Below are 16,108 nucleotides of genomic sequence, written 5' to 3'. Positions count from 1 at the left end.
GCCCGTCCTGCGCCGGGGCGAACCCGGCCACCGCGAACCCGCGCCGGGTCCGCTCGTCCCGCCCCGCCGCCGACCCCGACCCGGCCGCCTCGGCCCCACCCACGTGCGCCACTGTCCCCGCCCGTCCCTTCCGGTCCTCGCCCCGCCCGCGACCTGCGCGGACGTTTCATCGGGGGGAGTGACGTACGGGGTGGCGCGGTGGTTCCGGGAGGGGAGGGTCCGCTTGCGGGTCGCGGGGGTGGTGCGGGGGCGGCGGGGCGTGCGTGGGGCGCGGGGCCGAGGCGGAGCCCGTGGGGTGCGGGGTAGCGTGGGGCGGGTGAACGATCTTGGGGGGAGCGGTTCCCGGGCGCTTCGGCGCACGCGCCTGGCGGCCGCGTCGGCGGCGGTGCTGACCGTGGCGGCCGGGCTGGGTGTGCGGGCCGTGTTCGGCGGGGACTTCGCCAAGTGCGCCGGGGACGCGCTCTACACCGTCCTCCTGTACGCCCTGCTCGTGCTGGCCGCGCCGAGGCTGCGCCCCGGCCGGGCCGCCGCCGTGGCCGCCGCGCTCAGCTGGGCCGTGGAGCTGTTCCAGCTGACCGGACTGCCGGACGCCTGGGGGCGGCACAGCACCCTGGCCCGGCTGGTGCTGGGCTCGACCTTCAACCCGCCGGACCTGCTCTGGTACCTGGTCGGCGCGGGCTGCGCCGGGGTGCTCCACCGGGTGCTGCGGACCTCCCGGGTCGCGGCACCCGGCGGAGCCGTCTGAACGCGGCCGCCCGGGCCGGGCGAGCGGCCCGACGGACCGTCAGAGCGGGAGCAGGTCCGGCCGCTTGGGCTCGACGTGGTCGCCCGAGGACTCGCCGCGCAGGCGCCGGCCGACCCAGGGCAGCAGGTACTCGCGGGCCCACTGGATGTTCTCCCGCCGCTGGTCGGCGGGGGTGAGCGCCTGGGCCTCCGGCCACGGGGCCTCCGGGTCCTGCGCGGTGCGCAGGCCCAGCGAGCGGGCGGCCAGCAGGGCGACCCGCTGGTGCCCCTCGGGGGACAGGTGCAGGCGGTCCTCGCTCCACGCGCGGCGGTCCTGCACCGCGCGCAGCGACCACAGGTCGGCCACCTTGCAGCCGTTGCGGTCGGCGACGGCGCGCATGTGCCCGTTGTAGGTGGCGATCTTGCCGCGCAGGTGCTTCAGCAGCGGCACGTCCTTGGTGTCGAAGCCGGTGCAGATCAGCACCGTCCCGGCGCTTTCGGTGAGTTGGACGACGGCGGCCTCGAAGCGCTCGGCCACCTCGTCCGGGTCGGCGCCCGGCCGGAGGATGTCGTTGCCGCCCGCGCAGAAGGTGACCAGGTCGGGCTGGAGGCGCTGGACCTGCGGCACCTGCTCGGCGGTGATCTGGTCCAGCAGCCGGCCGCGCACCGCGAGGTTGGCGTAGCGGAAGGCGCCCGGCGGGCGCCCGTCGGCGAGGATCCCGGCGAGGCGGTCGGCCCAGCCGGCGAACCTGCCGTCGACGCCGGGGTCGTTCAGACCCTCGGTGAAGCTGTCGCCGATGGCGGCATACGAATCGAGGTCAAGGGTCTCCTGGAGATTCGGCATGAAAGAGATAGTTCACCCAATCAAGTGACCTACGCCACCGTAGGTGACTCCGGCGGCACGTGAGATGGACCACGTGCCCCCGTGGGCCCCTCCCGCCCGCAGAGAGCCGGCCCCCGGAAAGCACAAGATCCGCGCCCCCTTCCGCTTTCCGGCCGGCCCGGCGGATGCTCGAAGGGAGCGGCCGGTCCGGCCGCCGTCCTCCCGGGGGAAGGCATCCATGACCACCGACCCGCGCCCCGACCCGCCCGAGAACTGGTCCATCGACGACCGGTGCACCAACTGCGACGTCGCCCGGCAGCTCGCGCCCGACCTGGTCCGCGAGCACGCGGGCCGCTCGGTGCTGGTCCGCCAGCCGCGCGACGCGGCCGAGCGCCGGCAGCTGCTCGCCGCCGCCCACGCCTGCCCGACCCGTTCCATCCGCCCGGGCACCGGGCCGCTGGACCGGGCCGGGGACCCGTTCCCGCTGGCCCTCGCCGACGACCTGCTGCTGCTCGGCCACAACTCCCGGCAGACCGCGGGCGCCAACTCCTACCTCTGCCGCCGTCCCAGCGGCTGGGTGATGGTCGACACGCCGCGCTACAGCGAGGCCCTGGCCGCCCGGTACGCCGCGCTCGGCCCGGTCACCGACGTCCTGCTCACGCACCGCGACCACGCCGTGCACGGACGGGCGTACGCCGACCGGTTCGGCGCCCGGCTCTGGATCCACGAGGGCGATCTGGCGGCCGCCCCCGACGCCGACCGGGTGCTGCGCGGCACCGCGCCGACGGAGGTCTCGCCCGGCCTGGTCGCCCACCCGTTCCCCGGCCACACCCGGGGCAGCGTGCTCTTCGTCGCGGACGAGCGGTACTGCTTCAGCGGGGACAGCCTGTACTGGTCCCGCACCACCGGGGACATCGAGGTGGCGGAGTCGGTCACCTGGTACTCGATCGAGGAGCTCGCCGCCTCGCTGCGGCGCGGCCTCGGCGTGCTGCGCTTCGAGTGGCTGCTGCCCGGCCACGGCGACCGGCGCCGGATGCCCGCCGAGGAGGCGGACCGCCGGCTGCGGTCGCTGGCCGAGCGGTGCCGGGAGTTGCGGCCGAGGCCCGTGGACTTCGGCGCGGTCCGCTGGTAGTCGGCGGCCCGCCGGTACGGGACGGCCTGCCGCTGGCCGGTAGCCGGTAGCCGGTGGCGCGGTCCGCCGGTCGACGCCGGAGGGTCGGTGCGCCGGTGCCTGCGCCGGGTGCGCGGGGGCGTGCGACCGCCGGGAGCGCCCACCCGGGTGTGCGAACGGTTCCGTCGGGGCAGCCGCCTTGGGAACGAAGGTGTTCGGCCCCGTGAACCCCGAACTCCGTGCGACGAACTCCCCGCGATCCAAGGATGGTTGAGCCATGCTCACGCAGACCCCGGAGCGCCACGCCCGGCCTCGGCGCTACCTGATGTGCCGGCCGACGCACTTCACCGTGGACTACGCGATCAACCCGTGGATGGACCCCGCCCAGCCCACCGACACCGCGCTCGCCCTGCGCCAGTGGGAGCGGCTCTACTGGACGTACCGCCGGCTCGGCCACACCGTCGAGCTGATCGACCCGGTGCCCGGCCTGCCCGACATGGTGTACGCCGCCAACGGCGCCACCGTCCTGGACGGCCGTGCCCTGGTCGCCACCTTCCGCTACCCGGAGCGGGCCGCCGAGTCGGAGGCCTACCTGGCCTGGTTCCGCGAGCGCGGCTACCGCGAGGTGCGCCGGGCCGGGCATGTCAACGAGGGCGAGGGCGACCACCTGGTGGTGGGCCGCCGGGTGCTCGCCGGGACGGGCTTCCGCACCTCGCGCGCCGCGCACGCCGAGGCCGGGGAGCTGTTCGGCGTCCCGGTGGTCAGCCTGACCCTGGTCGACCCGCGCTTCTACCACCTGGACACCGCGCTGGCGGTGCTCGCCGACGACCACGTCATGTACTACCCGGAGGCCTTCGACGCCGACAGCCGTTCGGTGCTGCGCGCGCTCTACCCGGACGCGATCCTCGCCGACCGGGCCGACGCCGAGGTGTTCGGGCTCAACGCGGTCTCGGACGGCCGCCGGGTGCTGCTGCCGGAGGCCGCCAAGAACCTGGCCGGCCGACTGACCGAGCACGGCTACCAGCCCGTCCCGGTGGACGTCTCGGAGCTGCTGAAGGGCGGCGGCGGGGCGAAGTGCTGCACCCTGGAGCTCAGGCCGGAGTGACGGTGTCGCCCCCGGCGCCGCCCCGGATTCCGTCCGGCTCCGGCGCCGCGGTGACCAGCAGCACCTCCAGGGTGCGCGGCCCGTGCACCCCCTCCACCCGGTCCAGCTCGATGTCGCTGGTGGCGGACGGCCCCGAGATCCAGGTCTGCGGCCGTACCGGATCGAGCCGGGGCAGCGCGAGCGGCACCGAGGCGACGACCTGCTCCGGGGCCCGCACCACGCAGACGTGGTGGTCGGGGACGAGCGAGAGCAGCCGTCGCCCCTGGCCCGGTCCGGCGTCCAGCACGATCGTCCCGGTCTCGGCGACGGCCAGCGCGCAGCCGGTCACCACGCTGTCCACGGCGTCCAGCCGGGCGGCGGTCAGCGTCCCGTCGTCCGGGAGGAGTTCGACCCCCTCGGCCTCGGCCGCGGTGAGCCAGTCGGCCGGCAGCCCGGCCGGCACCACGACCGTCCGGCTGCCCCGCTCCGCCAGCAACCCGGCGATCCGGCGCGGCAGTTCGTCCTCGTGGCAGCGGTGCACCAGGGCCCGGTAGTCGGCCAGGTTGCGGTGCAGCAGGTCGAGCACCGCCGCCGGGTCGTCCGTCGGCACGTGCGCGGTCAGGTAGTCGCGGGGCAGCGGCTGTTCGGCCACCCCGGCGGCGTCGCCGAGGGCGGCCCGGATCCGGCCGAGCACCAACTCCCGGGAGTTCGAAGGCCGTTCGGGCCAATCGGATGCGGTCATGCGCGGTTCCTCCGCCACCAGTCGCGGAACGGTTCGGCCGGCACCTCCGGCAGGTCCCGGGTGTCGGTCCAGGCCCGCCCGGGCCCGGGCAGCCGGCGCGGGTGCAGCGACCGGGTGCGCCCGGCCAGCCGCTCGGCGGCGGCGAGCGCCGCCGGGTGGTCCAGCACGAACCCGGCGGCGGCCATCGCGGCCCGCTCCAGCGGGTGCCCGCCCTGCTCGGCGACCCGCTCGCGCAGGTGCACCAGCACCTCGGGGATGTCGATCGCCACCGGGCAGACCTCGTAGCAGGCCCCGCAGAGCGAGGAGGCGTACGGCAGCGAGGCGTCCACCGGGCTCGCGGTGCCGCGCAGTTGGGGCGTCAGGATGGCGCCGATCGGCCCCGGGTAGACCGAGCCGTAGGCGTGCCCGCCGGCCCGCTCGTACACCGGGCAGACGTTGAGGCAGGCCGAGCAGCGGATGCAGCGCAGCGCCTGGCGGCCGACCTGGTCGGCGAGCGCGGCGGTGCGGCCGTTGTCCAGCAGCACCAGGTGGAACTTGGACGGGCCGTCGCCCTCCGTCGTCCCGGTCCAGAGCGAGGTGTACGGGTTCATCCGCTCGGCGGTGGAGGAGCGGGGGAGCAGCTGGAGGAAGACCTCCAGGTCCCGCCAGGTCGGCACGACCTTCTCGATCCCGACCACCGAGATCAGCGTGCGCGGCAGGGTGAGGCACATCCGGCCGTTGCCCTCGGACTCGACCACCACCAGGGTGCCGGTCTCGGCCACCATGAAGTTGGCGCCGGAGACGGCGACTTCGGCGCGCAGGAACTTCTCCCGCAGGTGCAGCCGGGCGGCCTCGGCGAGTTCGGCGGGCGAGTCGGTGAGGCCCCTGGGCGCCGGGCGGCCCCAGGAGGCCATCCGGTCCGCGAAGACCTGCCGGATCTCCGCCCGGTTGCGGTGGATCGCCGGCACCAGGATGTGCGAGGGCCGGTCGTCGCCCAACTGCACGATCAGCTCGGCGAGATCGGTCTCGTAGGCGGTGATCCCCTCGGCCGCCAGCGCCTCGTTGAGCTCGATCTCCTGGGTGGCCATCGACTTGACCTTGACGATCTCGGTCCGCCCGGTGGCCTTGACCAGTCCGGCGACGATCCGGTTGGCCTCCTCGGCGTCGGCGGCCCAGTGCACGGTGCCGCCGGCCGCCGTGACGGACTCCTCCAACTGCACCAGGTAGCGGTCGAGGTGGCGCAGCGTGTGGTCCTTGATCGCCTTCCCGGCGGCGCGCAGCCGGTCCCAGTCGGCGAGTTCGGCGACCGCCCGGGCCCGCTTGTCGCGGATGGTGCGGGTGGCGTGCCGCAGGTTGGCGCGCAGCCGCTCGTCCCGTACGGCCTTGGCGGCGGCCTGCGGGAAGGCGGGCATGCCGAGGAACGTACCGCTCACACGGGCCTCCAGGGGTGCTCCTCGGTACTGGCCAGGATCTCCGCCAGGTGCAGCGGCCGCAGCGGCGCGCCCCGGCGGCGCAGGGTGCCGCCGAGGTGCAGCAGGCAGGAGTTGTCGGCGCCGCAGAGTACGCGGGCACCGGTGCCGAGCGCGTTGGCGATCTTGTCCTCGGCCATGGCCGCCGAGACCGCCGCGTTCTTGACCGCGAAGGTGCCGCCGAAGCCGCAGCACTCCTCGGCCCCGGGCAGCTCGACCAGCTCCAGGCCCTCGACGGCGCCCAGCAGCCGGCGCGGGCGCCCGCCGAGGCCGAGCAGGCGCAGGCCGTGGCAGGAGGGGTGGTAGGTGACGGTGTGCGGGAAGTACGCGCCGACGTCCTCGACGCCGAGCACGTCGGTCAGGAACTCGGTCAGCTCGACCACCCGGGGCACCAGGTCGGTGGCCAGGTCGGCGAGTTCGGTGCCCCGGCCCTCGGTCGCCGCCCTGGCACCGATCCGGGGGTAGTTGTCCCGGACCATCGCCACGCAGGAGCCCGAGGGCGTCACCACGTGGTCGTACCCGGCGAAGGCCTTCGCGGTCCGCCGGACCAGCGGCTCGCAGCCCCTGCGGTAGCCGGTGTTGTACTGCGGCTGCCCGCAGCAGGTCTGCCCGGCGGGGAAGTCCACCGTCACGCCGAGCCGTTCCAGCAGCCGGACGGTGGCCACCGCCGTGGCGGGGAACAGCGCGTCGTTGACGCAGGTGGCGAACAGCGCGACCCGCATCCGGGCTCCCTTCTGCCGAACCGGACCCCCGCCGGACGCCCGAACCGCCGGACGGTCGAATCGCCGGATGCCGAACTGCCGGACGCCGGAAGCCGATCGGCACCGGACCGCTCGTGATCGTACCGAGCGGACCGGTGCCGCGGTGGGACTTCGGCCGTGCGACCTCGGCCGGGGACGTCAGCCTCCGGGCCTCAGGGCCTCACGGCCTCAGGCGCCGAGCCAGAGGTCCGGCCCGAACACCTCGTAGTGGATGTCCGCCGCCGGGACGCCCGCGGTCAGCAGCTGCTCGCGGACGGCGCGCAGGAAGGGGAGCGGCCCGCAGAGGTAGGCGGTGGTGCCGGCCGGGACCTCGACGGTGGAGAGGTCCACCAGGCCGGTGCGCTCGGCCGGCCACTCGCCGAGCGGCCGCTCGTAGAAGACGTGCGAGTCCGCGTTCGGCAGGTCGGCGGTGAGCCGTGCCAGTTCGGCCCGGAAGGCGTGGCTCAGCTGGTCGCGGTCGCCGTGGACGGAGACGATCCGCCGGGTGGAGCCGGTGGTGGCGAGGTGGTCGAGCATGGCGGTCATCGGGGTGTTGCCGATGCCGGCGGAGGCGAGCAGCACCGGGCCGTCGCCGTCGGCCAGGGCGATGTCGCCCAGCGGGGGCGCCAGTTCGACGGGGTCGCCGGCCTTCAGGTGGTCGTGCAGGTGGCCGGAGACCTCGCCGCCGTCCTCGCGCTTGACGCTGAAGCGCAGGGCGCCGTCGGCGCCGCCGGAGAGGCTGTACTGGCGGATCTGCCGGGCGCCGTCGGCCAGTTCGGTGCGCACCGAGACGTACTGGCCGGGGCGGAAGGCCGGGACGGGGCGGCCGTCGGCGGGGCGGACCAGGTAGCTGGTGACGGCCTCGGTCTCCTGGTGGCGGGCGATCACGGTGTAGGGGCGCCACAGGTCGGCCGGGTCGCCGCCGGCGGCGGCCTCGGCGCGCAGCCGGTCCTCGACGGCGATCAGCGCGTTGGCCATCAGCCAGTAGACCTCGTCCCAGGCGGCGGCGACCTCGGGGGTGACGGCCTCGCCGAGCACCTCCACGATGGCGGCGAACAGGTGCTCGTGGACGATCTTGTACTGGCTGCTGTCGATGCCGACGGAGACGTGCTTGTGGGCGATGCGGGCGAGCATCGCGTCCGGCCGCTGGTCCGGGTCGGCGATCAGGGCGGTGGCGAAGGCGGCTATCGAGCCGGCCAGCGCCTCGCGCTGGGTGCCGTTGGCCTGGTTGCCCCGGTTGAAGAGGTCGCGCAGCAGCTCCGGGTGCGCGGCGAACAGCCGGTCGTAGAAGCGCGGGGTGATGTCGCCGATGGCGGCGCCCACGACGGGCAGGGTGGCCTCGATGACCTCGGTGGACTTCGCGGACAGCATCAGTCGGGCTCCTAACTGGTATTTGAGATTCGCATTAAAGGCTGTGAAAGAGGCGCGCGGCCCCGGTGGGCCGATCGGCCGGTGGGTCCGGCGGTCTCGGTGGGTCCGGCAGTCTCGGTGGATCCGGCGGTGCCGGTGACGCCGGTGGGTCAGGCGGTGTCGGCGGGTCTCGCGGTGAGGCTGAGCAGGACCGGCCCGGTGGGGGAGGCCACCAGGTCGTCGATGGAGAGGTGGTCGAGCGCGGCGAAGAACGCCTCCTGGGCGCCCCGCAGTGCTCCGCGCAGCCGGCACGCGGCCCGCAGCGGGCAGGGCGGGTCGTCCTCGCAGCCGACCACGTCGCCGACCCCCTCCAGCTCCCGCAGCAGCAGTCCGAGCGAACCGGTCCGCCCGGCGAAGGTGAGCATCAGCCCGCCGCCGCGACCGCGCCGGGCCTCCACCACCCCCAGGTGCTGCAACCGGCTGACCACCTTCGCCGCGTGGGTGTACGGCACGCCGACCGACGCGGCCACCTCGCGGGTGGTCGGGTTGTCGCCCTCGCCCAGGACGGCCAGTCGCATGGCGATCCGCAGGGCGATGTCGGTGCTCTTGGTCAGCCTCACGTTCGGAACGCTATCGAATGCGACTCCGCAACTCCAATTTTCTGCACGACGCCGATCGAGACCCCGGTCACGTCGATCCGGAGCCCTCGGCCCGGTCGGGGCCGTGGCGGGTCCGTGCACCCTCGCGCGGCGATCGGATCTGAACATTTGGCGACATTAGTAGTCACTCCCTGACGGAAAGTCAGGGCGGCTTCTACGCTTCCCCCGGCTCCGAACCCACCACAGCACCACCACACGTTCGTCCGTGCCGAGCAGTTGGAGAGACCCGTGAGAACACCCCGCACACCCCGTCGTACCCGGACGGCCGTGGCCGCGATATCCGCGACCACGGCCGCACTGCTGTCGTTGCCCGCGACCGCCGAGGCCGTCACACCGCCGCCGGCCGTCGCCGCGCACCTGGCGGTGGCGCCGTACCCGGCGGGCGTCGCGCTGACGCCGGACGGCGGCCACGCCTATGTGACCAGCCAGAGCAGCGGCGCCGTCAGCGTGCTCGACACCACGAGCAACACCGTGTCCGGCGGCTTCACCGCCGGGTCCGGCTCGTACGCCGTGGCCGTGTCGCCCGACGGGCACCGGGCCTACCTGACCCACCACCTGGACAACACCGTCAGCGTCGTGGACACCGCGACCGACGCCGTCACCGCGACCGTCCCGGTCGGCGCCCAGCCCTGGGGCCTCGCCCTCGCGCCGAACGGCTCCCGCGCCTACGTGAGCAACGCCGCCGCCAACACCGTGAGCGTGCTGGACACGTCGTCCGACACCGTGACCGCGACCGTGCCGGTCGGCGCCGAGCCGCACGGCCTGGCCGTCTCCCCGGACGGCACCCGGCTGTACGTCGCCGCGTCCGGCGCCAAGGCCGTCACCGTGGTCGACACCGCGAGCGGCACGGTGAGCGGCACCGTCCCGGTCGGCCACGGCGTCTTCGGCCTCTCGCTCAGCCCGGACGGCACCCGGTTGTGGACCGCCGACGGCGACGACGGCACCGCCGCCGTGATCGACACCGCGGCCGGTACGGTCCTCGGCACCGTCGTCGTCGGCTCCGGCCCCTACGCGGTGACCGTCTCCCCGGACGGCACGGCGGCCTACGTCTCCAACTACGCCGACAACACCCTGAGCGTGGTGGACACCGCGAGCCGGACGGTCACCGCGACCGTCCCGGTGGGCGCCAGCCCGTACAGCCTGGCCCTGACAGCCGACGGGCGGCACGGCTACCTCGCCGACTTCACCGGCAGCGCCGTCGACGTGGTGACCTTCCCGCTGCCGGTGCCGGACGTGACCGCGATCAGCCCGAACGGCGGCTCCGGGACGGGCGGCACCGCGGTGACCATCACCGGCACCGACCTGGCCGGCGCCACCGCCGTGACCTTCGGCGCGGCCGGCGCCGCCACCTCGTTCAGCTGCACGAAGACCAGCTGCACCGCGACCGCCCCCGCCACCACCGTCGCCGGAGCCGTGGACGTGCGGGTCACCGGGCCCGGCGGCACCAGCGCGGCCGTCGCCGCCGACCGCTTCACCTACACGGCTCCGGCCGCCCACCTGGGCGTCGCGCTCACCGCGACCCCGGTCACCGGGCTGCTCTCCAGCCGGGTCGACTACACCGTCACCCTCACCGGCCAGGGCCCCGACCCGGTGACCACGGCCACCGTCGCCGCCGACCTGCCCGCCGGGCTGACCACCACCTCCGGCGACTGCACCGTCGCCGCCGGGAAGCTGAACTGCGCGCTGACCGCGCCGCTGGCCAAGGGCGCGAGCACCACCCGGCACTTCTCGGTCGGCGTCGGCCTGCTCACCCTGCTCCGCAGCTGGGACGTCACCGTGGCGCGCACCGCCGGGGCGCCCGCCGACCCGTCGCCCGCCACCAGCCGGGCCACCCGCAGCTGCTCCGCGGTGCTCGGGCTGCTGATCACCTGCAAGTAGCGCACGGGCAGCCGCCCCGGGCCCCGCCGGAACCCTCCGGCGGGGCCCGGGGCGCGAAAAGCCCTGGACCAAGTGTCCGATCCGGACGTACAGTCCAGGCATGTCCTCGGAAAACCCCGACCCCCGCGTACGGACCTGGTCCCCGGTCTGCCGCGCGGTGGCCCTGCTGCTCGGCCCGTACGCCGAGGTCGTACTGCACGACACCGCCACCGACCGGGTCCTCGCCGTCTGGAACCCGATGACCCCCCGGGCCCCCGGCGACCCGTCACTGCTCGGCGAGCTCGACGGGATCGACCCCTCCGCCCCCGACGTCTACGGCCCGTACGCGAAGCTGCTGCCCGACGGACGCCGGCTCTCCTCCGTCAGCGCCGTACTGCGCGACGACGACGGGAAGCCCACTGCGGTGCTCTGCGTCAACCTCGACCGCGGCCCGCTGGAGCAGGCCGCCGCCCTGCTGGCCGGCTTCGCCGCCCCCACCGCGCCGCGCCCCGAACCGCTCTTCGAGCGCGACTGGACCGAGCGGATCAACGACGTGGTCGGCGGGTACGTCCGCGCCCAGGGCCGCCCGCTGGAGCGCTTCACCCGCGAGGACCGGCTCGCCGTCCTGGGCGAACTCGACCGGGCGGGAGTGTTCGCCGTCCGGCGCGCCGTCCCCGTCGTCGCCACCGCGCTGCGGATCTCCCGCTCCAGCGCCTACAGCCTGCTCGCCGAGCTCAAGCAGCACCCCGCGGGCCCTGGCGAGGAGGACCACCAGTGACCAGGCTCCCCGACTTCCGGCTCGAAACCCACTTCTCGCGCTGGGAGTTCACCGCCCGCCACCACCTCACCGCCTCCGACGCGCAGACCATGACGATGGCCGAACTGCTCGCCCTGGCGGGCCCCGAGGACCGCGAGGCCTGGGACACCCTGGCCCTCGGCTACACCGAGACCTTCGGCGACCCCGGGCTGCGCCGCGCCGTCGCCGGGATGTACGAGCGGGTCGGCGAGGACGACGTGATCTGCTTCGGCGGCGCCCAGGAGGGGCTCAACCTCGCCATGCAGGTCCTGCTCGAACCGGGCGACCACGCGGTGGTGCTGACCCCGAACTACCAGTCCGCCGAGACCGTCCCGCTCTCGCTCTGCGAGGTCACCGGCGTCGCGCTGGACCCGGAGCGGGACTGGGCGCTGGACCTGGACGCGGTCGAGGCGGCGCTGCGGCCGAACACCAGGGTGCTGTCGGTCAACTTCCCGAACAACCCGACCGGCACGGTGATCGACACCGCCGACTTCGTCCGGCTGGCCGAGCTCTGCGACGAGCGCGGCGTCCGGCTGTTCTCGGACGAGGTCTACCGCGGCCTGGAGCGCGACCCGGCCCGCGCCCTGCCGCAGGCCGCCGACCTCTCCGAGCGGGCCCTCTCGCTCAACGTGACCTCCAAGTCGCTCGGCCTGCCCGGCCTGCGGATCGGCTGGATCGCCTGCCGGGACCAGGAGCTGCGCTCGCGCCTGGAGCGGGCCAAGCACTACACCACGATCTGCAACTCGGCGCCGAGCGAGGTGCTGGCCCGGATCGCGATCACCGCTCGCGACCGCATCCTGGCCCGCAACCGCGCGATCATCGCCGGGAACCTGCCGCTGTTCGACGCCTTCTTCGCCGAGTTCGCCGACCTCTTCGAGTGGCGCGCGCCGGACGGCGGCTGCGTCTCCTTCCCGCGCTACCTGGGCCCGGATGGCGTGGAGGAGTTCTGCACCGCGCTGGTCGAGCAGGCGGGCGTGCTGCTGCTGCCCGCCGGGATCTTCCGCTCGGAGCTGACCCCGACCCCGGTCGACCGGTTCCGGATCGGCGTCGGCCGCCGCGACCCGGGCCCGGGCCTGGCGGCCTTCGCCGACTGGCTCCGCAAGCGCTGAGCGGCGCTTCCCGTGCTGAGCGGCGCTCTCAGGCTGAGCGGTGCTTCCCGTGCTGAGCGGTGCTCGCGGTACTGAGCGGCGTCTCCGTACGGCGAAACGGCCGGGGCGCCGGCCACCGAGGGGAGTCGGTGGCTGGCGCCCCGGCCGCCACGGCCGTCAAGGCCGCTGCCCGGGAGTGCTCAGAGCTTCTGCCAGGCCGGCTTGGCCGCGTAGGTGTCGCGGAAGTAGTCGGCGAGCTTGAGGCGGGAGGCGGCCGCCTCGTCCACCACGACGGTGGCGTGCGGGTGCAGCTGCAGCGCCGAGGCGGGGACGACCGCGGAGAGCGGGCCCTCGACGGCGAGCGCGACGGCCTCGGCCTTGGCCTCGCCGGTGGCGAGCAGGACCAGGTGGCGGGCCTCCAGGATGGTGCCGATGCCCTGGGTGATGACGTGGTGCGGGACCTCGTCGAGGCTGTCGAAGAAGCGGGCGTTGTCCTCGCGGGTCTGCCGGGTCAGGGTCTTGATCCGGGTCCGGGAGGAGAGCGAGGAGCAGGGCTCGTTGAAGCCGATGTGGCCGTCCGTGCCGATGCCGAGCAGCTGGAGGTCGACGCCGCCGGCCTCGGCCAGCGCGCGGTCGTAGGCGGTGGCGGCCGCGGCGATGTCGGAGGCGTTGCCGTCCGGGCCCAGGAAGGAGTCCTCGGTCAGGCCGAGCGGCTCCACGACCTCGCGGAGCACCACCGAGCGGTAGGACTCCGGGTGGCCGGCGGGCAGGCCGACGTACTCGTCCAGCTGGCAGATGCGCGCCTCGGCGGCGTCCAGTCGGCCGTCGCGGACCCGCTCGGCCAGGGCCTGGTAGATCGGCAGCGGGGTCGAGCCGGTGGCCACGCCGAGCAGGGCGTCGGGCTTGTCGGTCAGCAGATCGGTGATCGCCGCGGCGATGAGTTCGCCGGCCGCACGGGCGTCAGGGACGATCACGATTTCCATACTGGGTCCACCGTTCTGAGGCGAGGCTGAGGTCTAGACCTCCAAGGTCTAGACCAGTTTGCCGTGAAGGGGTGCCCCAGGTCCACCCGGGTCCGCGTTCCGGATGATCTCCGCCACCGCCTCTTCTGCCTGATCGGGACGGCTGCCGCCCGATCGGCATGGCCGGGGCCGGTCGTCGGGACGGGATGTCCCGGCGGCCGGCCCCGGTGGTGGTGCTCTTCACTGCTTCCCGCCCCCCTGGTCGTCCGGACGGCTGCCCGGTCGTACGGACGGCGTGGGGGTGGCGGGTGCGGTGCCTCGGCGACCCCGCGATCAGAACGGGCGGGTACAGGTGGTGACCTGCTTGGCGACGTCCAGCGCGGGGCCGGCGGTCGCGCAGATCATGCGCGGGGCACCGGCGGTCACCCGCGGGGTGACCGCCTTGGCGGAGCCGAACCGGACGGTGGTCGCGGAGGCGACCGCCTCCCAGGGGCTGCCCCAGGCGGCCTGGGTGCGGACCTCGACCCGAACCAGCGTCAACTGGCCCGGGTCCGCGCTGACCTGGGCGACGCCGACGATGCCGGCGCCGTCGGCCTGGTGCGAGATGCAGGGCTGGTTGAGCACCGTGGCGCAGAGCGCGGTGTCGGTGTCGGACGTCGCGGTGGCCGCTATGGCCGGGGCCGCCGTCAGGCCGGCGATCCCTGCTGCCGCCATCACCACAGCTGCGATCCGAGCGCGCATGATACGAACCTCCTTGGAAATTAAGGGAATCTCACTCCTTGAGATGAGTCTTGCACACATCGTGAACGTGTTGTGTGTGCGTTGCGTCACACTCATGGTGACCGTTCAACTACATCCTGCAACCATTCCTCATCTGTTCAGCACACGGACAACTCCAGTCCTGACGGATGATCAGTTCATGGGTGGAAAAGGGCGGTTCCTCACCCGTCCGGGTGGCGGGTTTGCCCCCGGGGCGAATAGGACGGATACCATCGACCCCATCCCGCGGAGGTATCGACCCGATCCCACGGAGGTGCCGCGTGGACACGGTCATCGTCCAACTGCCCGGCCCCGGGCCCGGGATGAGGCCCGGTGGGGCCCCCGGCCTGCTGCGGATGGGCCCGGGCGAGACCGCGGTGTTCGGGCGCGGGGAGCCCGGCCGACCGGTCCCCATCCCACTGCCCGACCAGGGCGTCTCCCGCCGGGCGGGGGAGGTGGTCGCGGCCGAGGACTACTGGCGGCTGTCCAACTTCAGCACCTCGGTCACCTACGTGGTGGAGAACCTGGAGGGCGCGGGGGAGCACGTCAAGGTCGCGCCCGGCCGGCTCGGCGCCCCCGTCCCGTTCGAACTCTCCCGGGTGCTGCTGCCCGCGCTCGGCGAGCCCGCGGCCCTCAAGGTCTTCGCCCCGCAGCACGCCTACCTCGACGGGCGGCCCGGCGGCGCCGACGGCGAGCACACCGTCAGCCCGTTCGCCCTGGACCCGACCGCCAAGTACTTCCTGGTCCTGCTCGCGCTCTGCGAGCCCCGGCTGCGCTCGCCCTCCGCCGCCGCCGTCCCCGGGGTGACCGAGGTGCTCGCCCGGCTACGCGCCCTGCCCGGCTGCCGCGGGCTGAGCCGCTCGGCGGTCAACTACCACATCGACTACCTGGTGGAGGCCAAGCTGCGGCTGCGCGAGCCGTACGAGGAAGGGCCGGCCGGCGGCAAGCGCGAGGAACTGGTGGCGCTGGCGCTGAAGTTCGACCTCGTCCGGGAGGAGCACCTGGCCCTGCTCCCGCCCCGGCGCCCGGTCGCCCGGCCGTGACGCCCGGCGCCCCGTCCGAGCCGTCGCCGGGGTCCGAGCCGGAGCCGGAGCCGTCGCCGCGGTCCGAGCCCGAGCCGGAGCCGGGTTCCGACCCCGGGCCGTCCGGGGGCCCGTCCTTCGCGGTCCCGGAGGGCTACCCGATCGCCGGCTACCGCCTCGGCGCCTTCCTCGGCGCGGGTGCCTGGGGCAGCGTGTACGCCGCCGAGGGCCCCGACGGGAGCCAGGCCGCCGTCAAGATCCTCGGCGCGGCCCGGTTCGCCCCCGGCCAGCGCCGGACCGTGGCCCGGATGGCCCGCAGCGAACAGCGTTTCAGCCGCCGCGCCGACCACCCCCACCTGATCCGAACCCTCGCCGTGGCCACCGTCGAGGACCCGGACCACCCGGCGCTCGACGGTGCCGTCGCCCTGGTGATGGAACGCGCCGCCGGCAGCCTCCAGGACCTGCTGGGCGAGGCCCGCCCCGGTGCCGCGGTGCCCGGCGCCGAGCGGATCCTGGCCGAGGTCTGTGCCGGGCTGAGCCACATGCACCGGGTCGGCTGGGTGCACGGGGACCTGAAACCGGCCAATGTCCTGCTGATGCCCGACGGCACCGCGAAGATCGCCGACTTCGGCCTCACCGCCGAGCTGGAGGGCACCCACGCCTACGCCCCGCCGCTGGGCTCGCCCGACCACGTCCCGCCCGAGTGGTGGTCCGAGCGCACCGGCGCCCGCGGCATCGCGGTGCGCCCCAGCGCCGACGTCTGGGCCTTCGGGGTGATCGCCCACCAGGTGCTCACCGGCGGCCTGCACCCCTTCCTCGGCGCCACCAGCCGGGCCCGCTCGCTGGCCGCCCAGGCGTACGCGCGGGGCGCCGCGCCGCTCCGGCTGCACGAGGCGCTGCCGGTGCGCTGGCGGCCGGTGGTCGCCGCCTGCCTTGCCCCCGGG

16 protein-coding genes are annotated in these 16,108 nt (G+C 74.6%); 8 read left to right on the top strand and 8 right to left on the bottom strand.

Annotated elements, in window-relative coordinates; translation table 11 throughout:
- The first annotated feature begins 316 nt into the window (after positions 1–316).
- A complete protein-coding gene (locus AE652_RS17540; protein ID WP_049652467.1) occupies positions 317–745 on the top strand; it encodes a DUF2809 domain-containing protein in 429 nt (142 codons plus the stop codon).
- Positions 746–784: 39 nt separating this feature from the next.
- On the opposite strand, the gene AE652_RS17535 is transcribed toward AE652_RS17540, so the two are convergent.
- Entirely contained in the window at positions 785–1,567 is a 783-nt protein-coding gene (locus AE652_RS17535) for an SGNH/GDSL hydrolase family protein (RefSeq protein ID WP_049652465.1), read from the bottom strand.
- 217 nt (positions 1,568–1,784) lie between these two features.
- Here AE652_RS17535 and AE652_RS17530 point away from each other — a divergent pair, with 217 nt between their 5' ends.
- Both AE652_RS17530 and ddaH read left to right on the top strand, forming a co-directional pair.
- On the top strand, positions 1,785–2,678 hold the full coding sequence (locus AE652_RS17530) for a 4Fe-4S domain-containing protein (RefSeq protein WP_049652464.1): 894 nt from the start codon (positions 1,785–1,787) through the stop codon (positions 2,676–2,678).
- A 256-nt stretch (positions 2,679–2,934) separates the two neighbouring features.
- Positions 2,935–3,762 (top strand): dimethylargininase, encoded by an 828-nt coding sequence (gene ddaH, locus AE652_RS17525; RefSeq protein WP_049652461.1) that lies wholly within the window; start codon positions 2,935–2,937, stop codon positions 3,760–3,762.
- Here ddaH and AE652_RS17520 read toward each other — a convergent pair.
- From AE652_RS17520 to AE652_RS17500, 5 genes are all read right to left on the bottom strand, one after another.
- Positions 3,749–4,483: an LUD domain-containing protein gene (locus tag AE652_RS17520; protein WP_082345797.1), complete on the bottom strand. Its 735-nt coding sequence runs from the start codon at positions 4,481–4,483 to the stop codon at positions 3,749–3,751. The two genes, ddaH and AE652_RS17520, sit on opposite strands and share 14 nt — an antisense overlap.
- Complete coding sequence (locus AE652_RS17515) at positions 4,480–5,895, bottom strand: lactate utilization protein B (RefSeq protein WP_049652457.1); 1,416 nt, start codon at positions 5,893–5,895, stop codon at positions 4,480–4,482. The genes AE652_RS17520 and AE652_RS17515 overlap by 4 nt, the downstream gene beginning before the upstream one ends.
- Positions 5,892–6,653, bottom strand: a complete 762-nt coding sequence (locus AE652_RS17510; protein ID WP_049652454.1) for a (Fe-S)-binding protein — start codon at positions 6,651–6,653, stop codon at positions 5,892–5,894. Before AE652_RS17510 ends, AE652_RS17515 begins: the two co-directional genes overlap by 4 nt.
- A gap of 207 nt (positions 6,654–6,860) precedes the next feature.
- The gene (locus AE652_RS17505) at positions 6,861–8,042 is read right to left on the bottom strand and encodes a globin domain-containing protein (RefSeq protein WP_049652452.1); all 1,182 of its coding nucleotides are present in this window, start codon (positions 8,040–8,042) and stop codon (positions 6,861–6,863) included.
- Between the two features lie 149 nt (positions 8,043–8,191).
- Positions 8,192–8,641, bottom strand: coding sequence for an Rrf2 family transcriptional regulator (locus AE652_RS17500; protein ID WP_049652449.1), 450 nt, complete (start codon positions 8,639–8,641; stop codon positions 8,192–8,194).
- A 306-nt stretch (positions 8,642–8,947) separates the two neighbouring features.
- Here AE652_RS17500 and AE652_RS17495 point away from each other — a divergent pair, with 306 nt between their 5' ends.
- The 3 genes from AE652_RS17495 (at position 8,948) to AE652_RS17485 (ending at position 12,442) form a co-directional block, all read left to right on the top strand.
- Complete coding sequence (locus AE652_RS17495; RefSeq protein ID WP_049652448.1) at positions 8,948–10,558, top strand: beta-propeller fold lactonase family protein; 1,611 nt, start codon at positions 8,948–8,950, stop codon at positions 10,556–10,558.
- A gap of 100 nt (positions 10,559–10,658) precedes the next feature.
- Entirely contained in the window at positions 10,659–11,315 is a 657-nt protein-coding gene (locus AE652_RS17490) for a transcriptional regulator (RefSeq protein ID WP_049652446.1), read from the top strand.
- Entirely contained in the window at positions 11,312–12,442 is a 1,131-nt protein-coding gene (locus AE652_RS17485) for an aminotransferase class I/II-fold pyridoxal phosphate-dependent enzyme (protein WP_049652444.1), read from the top strand. The genes AE652_RS17490 and AE652_RS17485 overlap by 4 nt, the downstream gene beginning before the upstream one ends.
- A 179-nt stretch (positions 12,443–12,621) precedes the next feature.
- Here the strand turns inward: AE652_RS17485 and nagB are convergent, their stop codons facing one another.
- Both nagB and AE652_RS17475 read right to left on the bottom strand, forming a co-directional pair.
- Positions 12,622–13,404, bottom strand: a complete 783-nt coding sequence (nagB, locus tag AE652_RS17480) for a glucosamine-6-phosphate deaminase (protein ID WP_049652442.1) — start codon at positions 13,402–13,404, stop codon at positions 12,622–12,624.
- Between the two features lie 312 nt (positions 13,405–13,716).
- Positions 13,717–14,124: a hypothetical protein gene (locus tag AE652_RS17475; RefSeq protein ID WP_143204672.1), complete on the bottom strand. Its 408-nt coding sequence runs from the start codon at positions 14,122–14,124 to the stop codon at positions 13,717–13,719.
- Positions 14,125–14,423: 299 nt separating this feature from the next.
- Between AE652_RS17475 and AE652_RS47395 the strand changes: the two genes are divergently transcribed.
- Together AE652_RS47395 and AE652_RS47390 are read left to right on the top strand one after the other, a co-directional pair.
- Complete coding sequence (locus AE652_RS47395; protein WP_049652438.1) at positions 14,424–15,185, top strand: hypothetical protein; 762 nt, start codon at positions 14,424–14,426, stop codon at positions 15,183–15,185.
- Positions 15,182–16,108, top strand: a 927-nt coding sequence (locus AE652_RS47390) for a serine/threonine-protein kinase (protein WP_199823103.1), incomplete at its 3' end; no start/stop codon positions are given. The genes AE652_RS47395 and AE652_RS47390, both read left to right, overlap by 4 nt.

The sequence above is a fragment of the Kitasatospora sp. MY 5-36 genome (assembly GCF_001182915.1).
Taxonomy (GTDB): Bacteria; Actinomycetota; Actinomycetes; order Streptomycetales; family Streptomycetaceae; genus Kitasatospora.
This window is presented reverse-complemented; position numbering and strand designations above follow the sequence as displayed.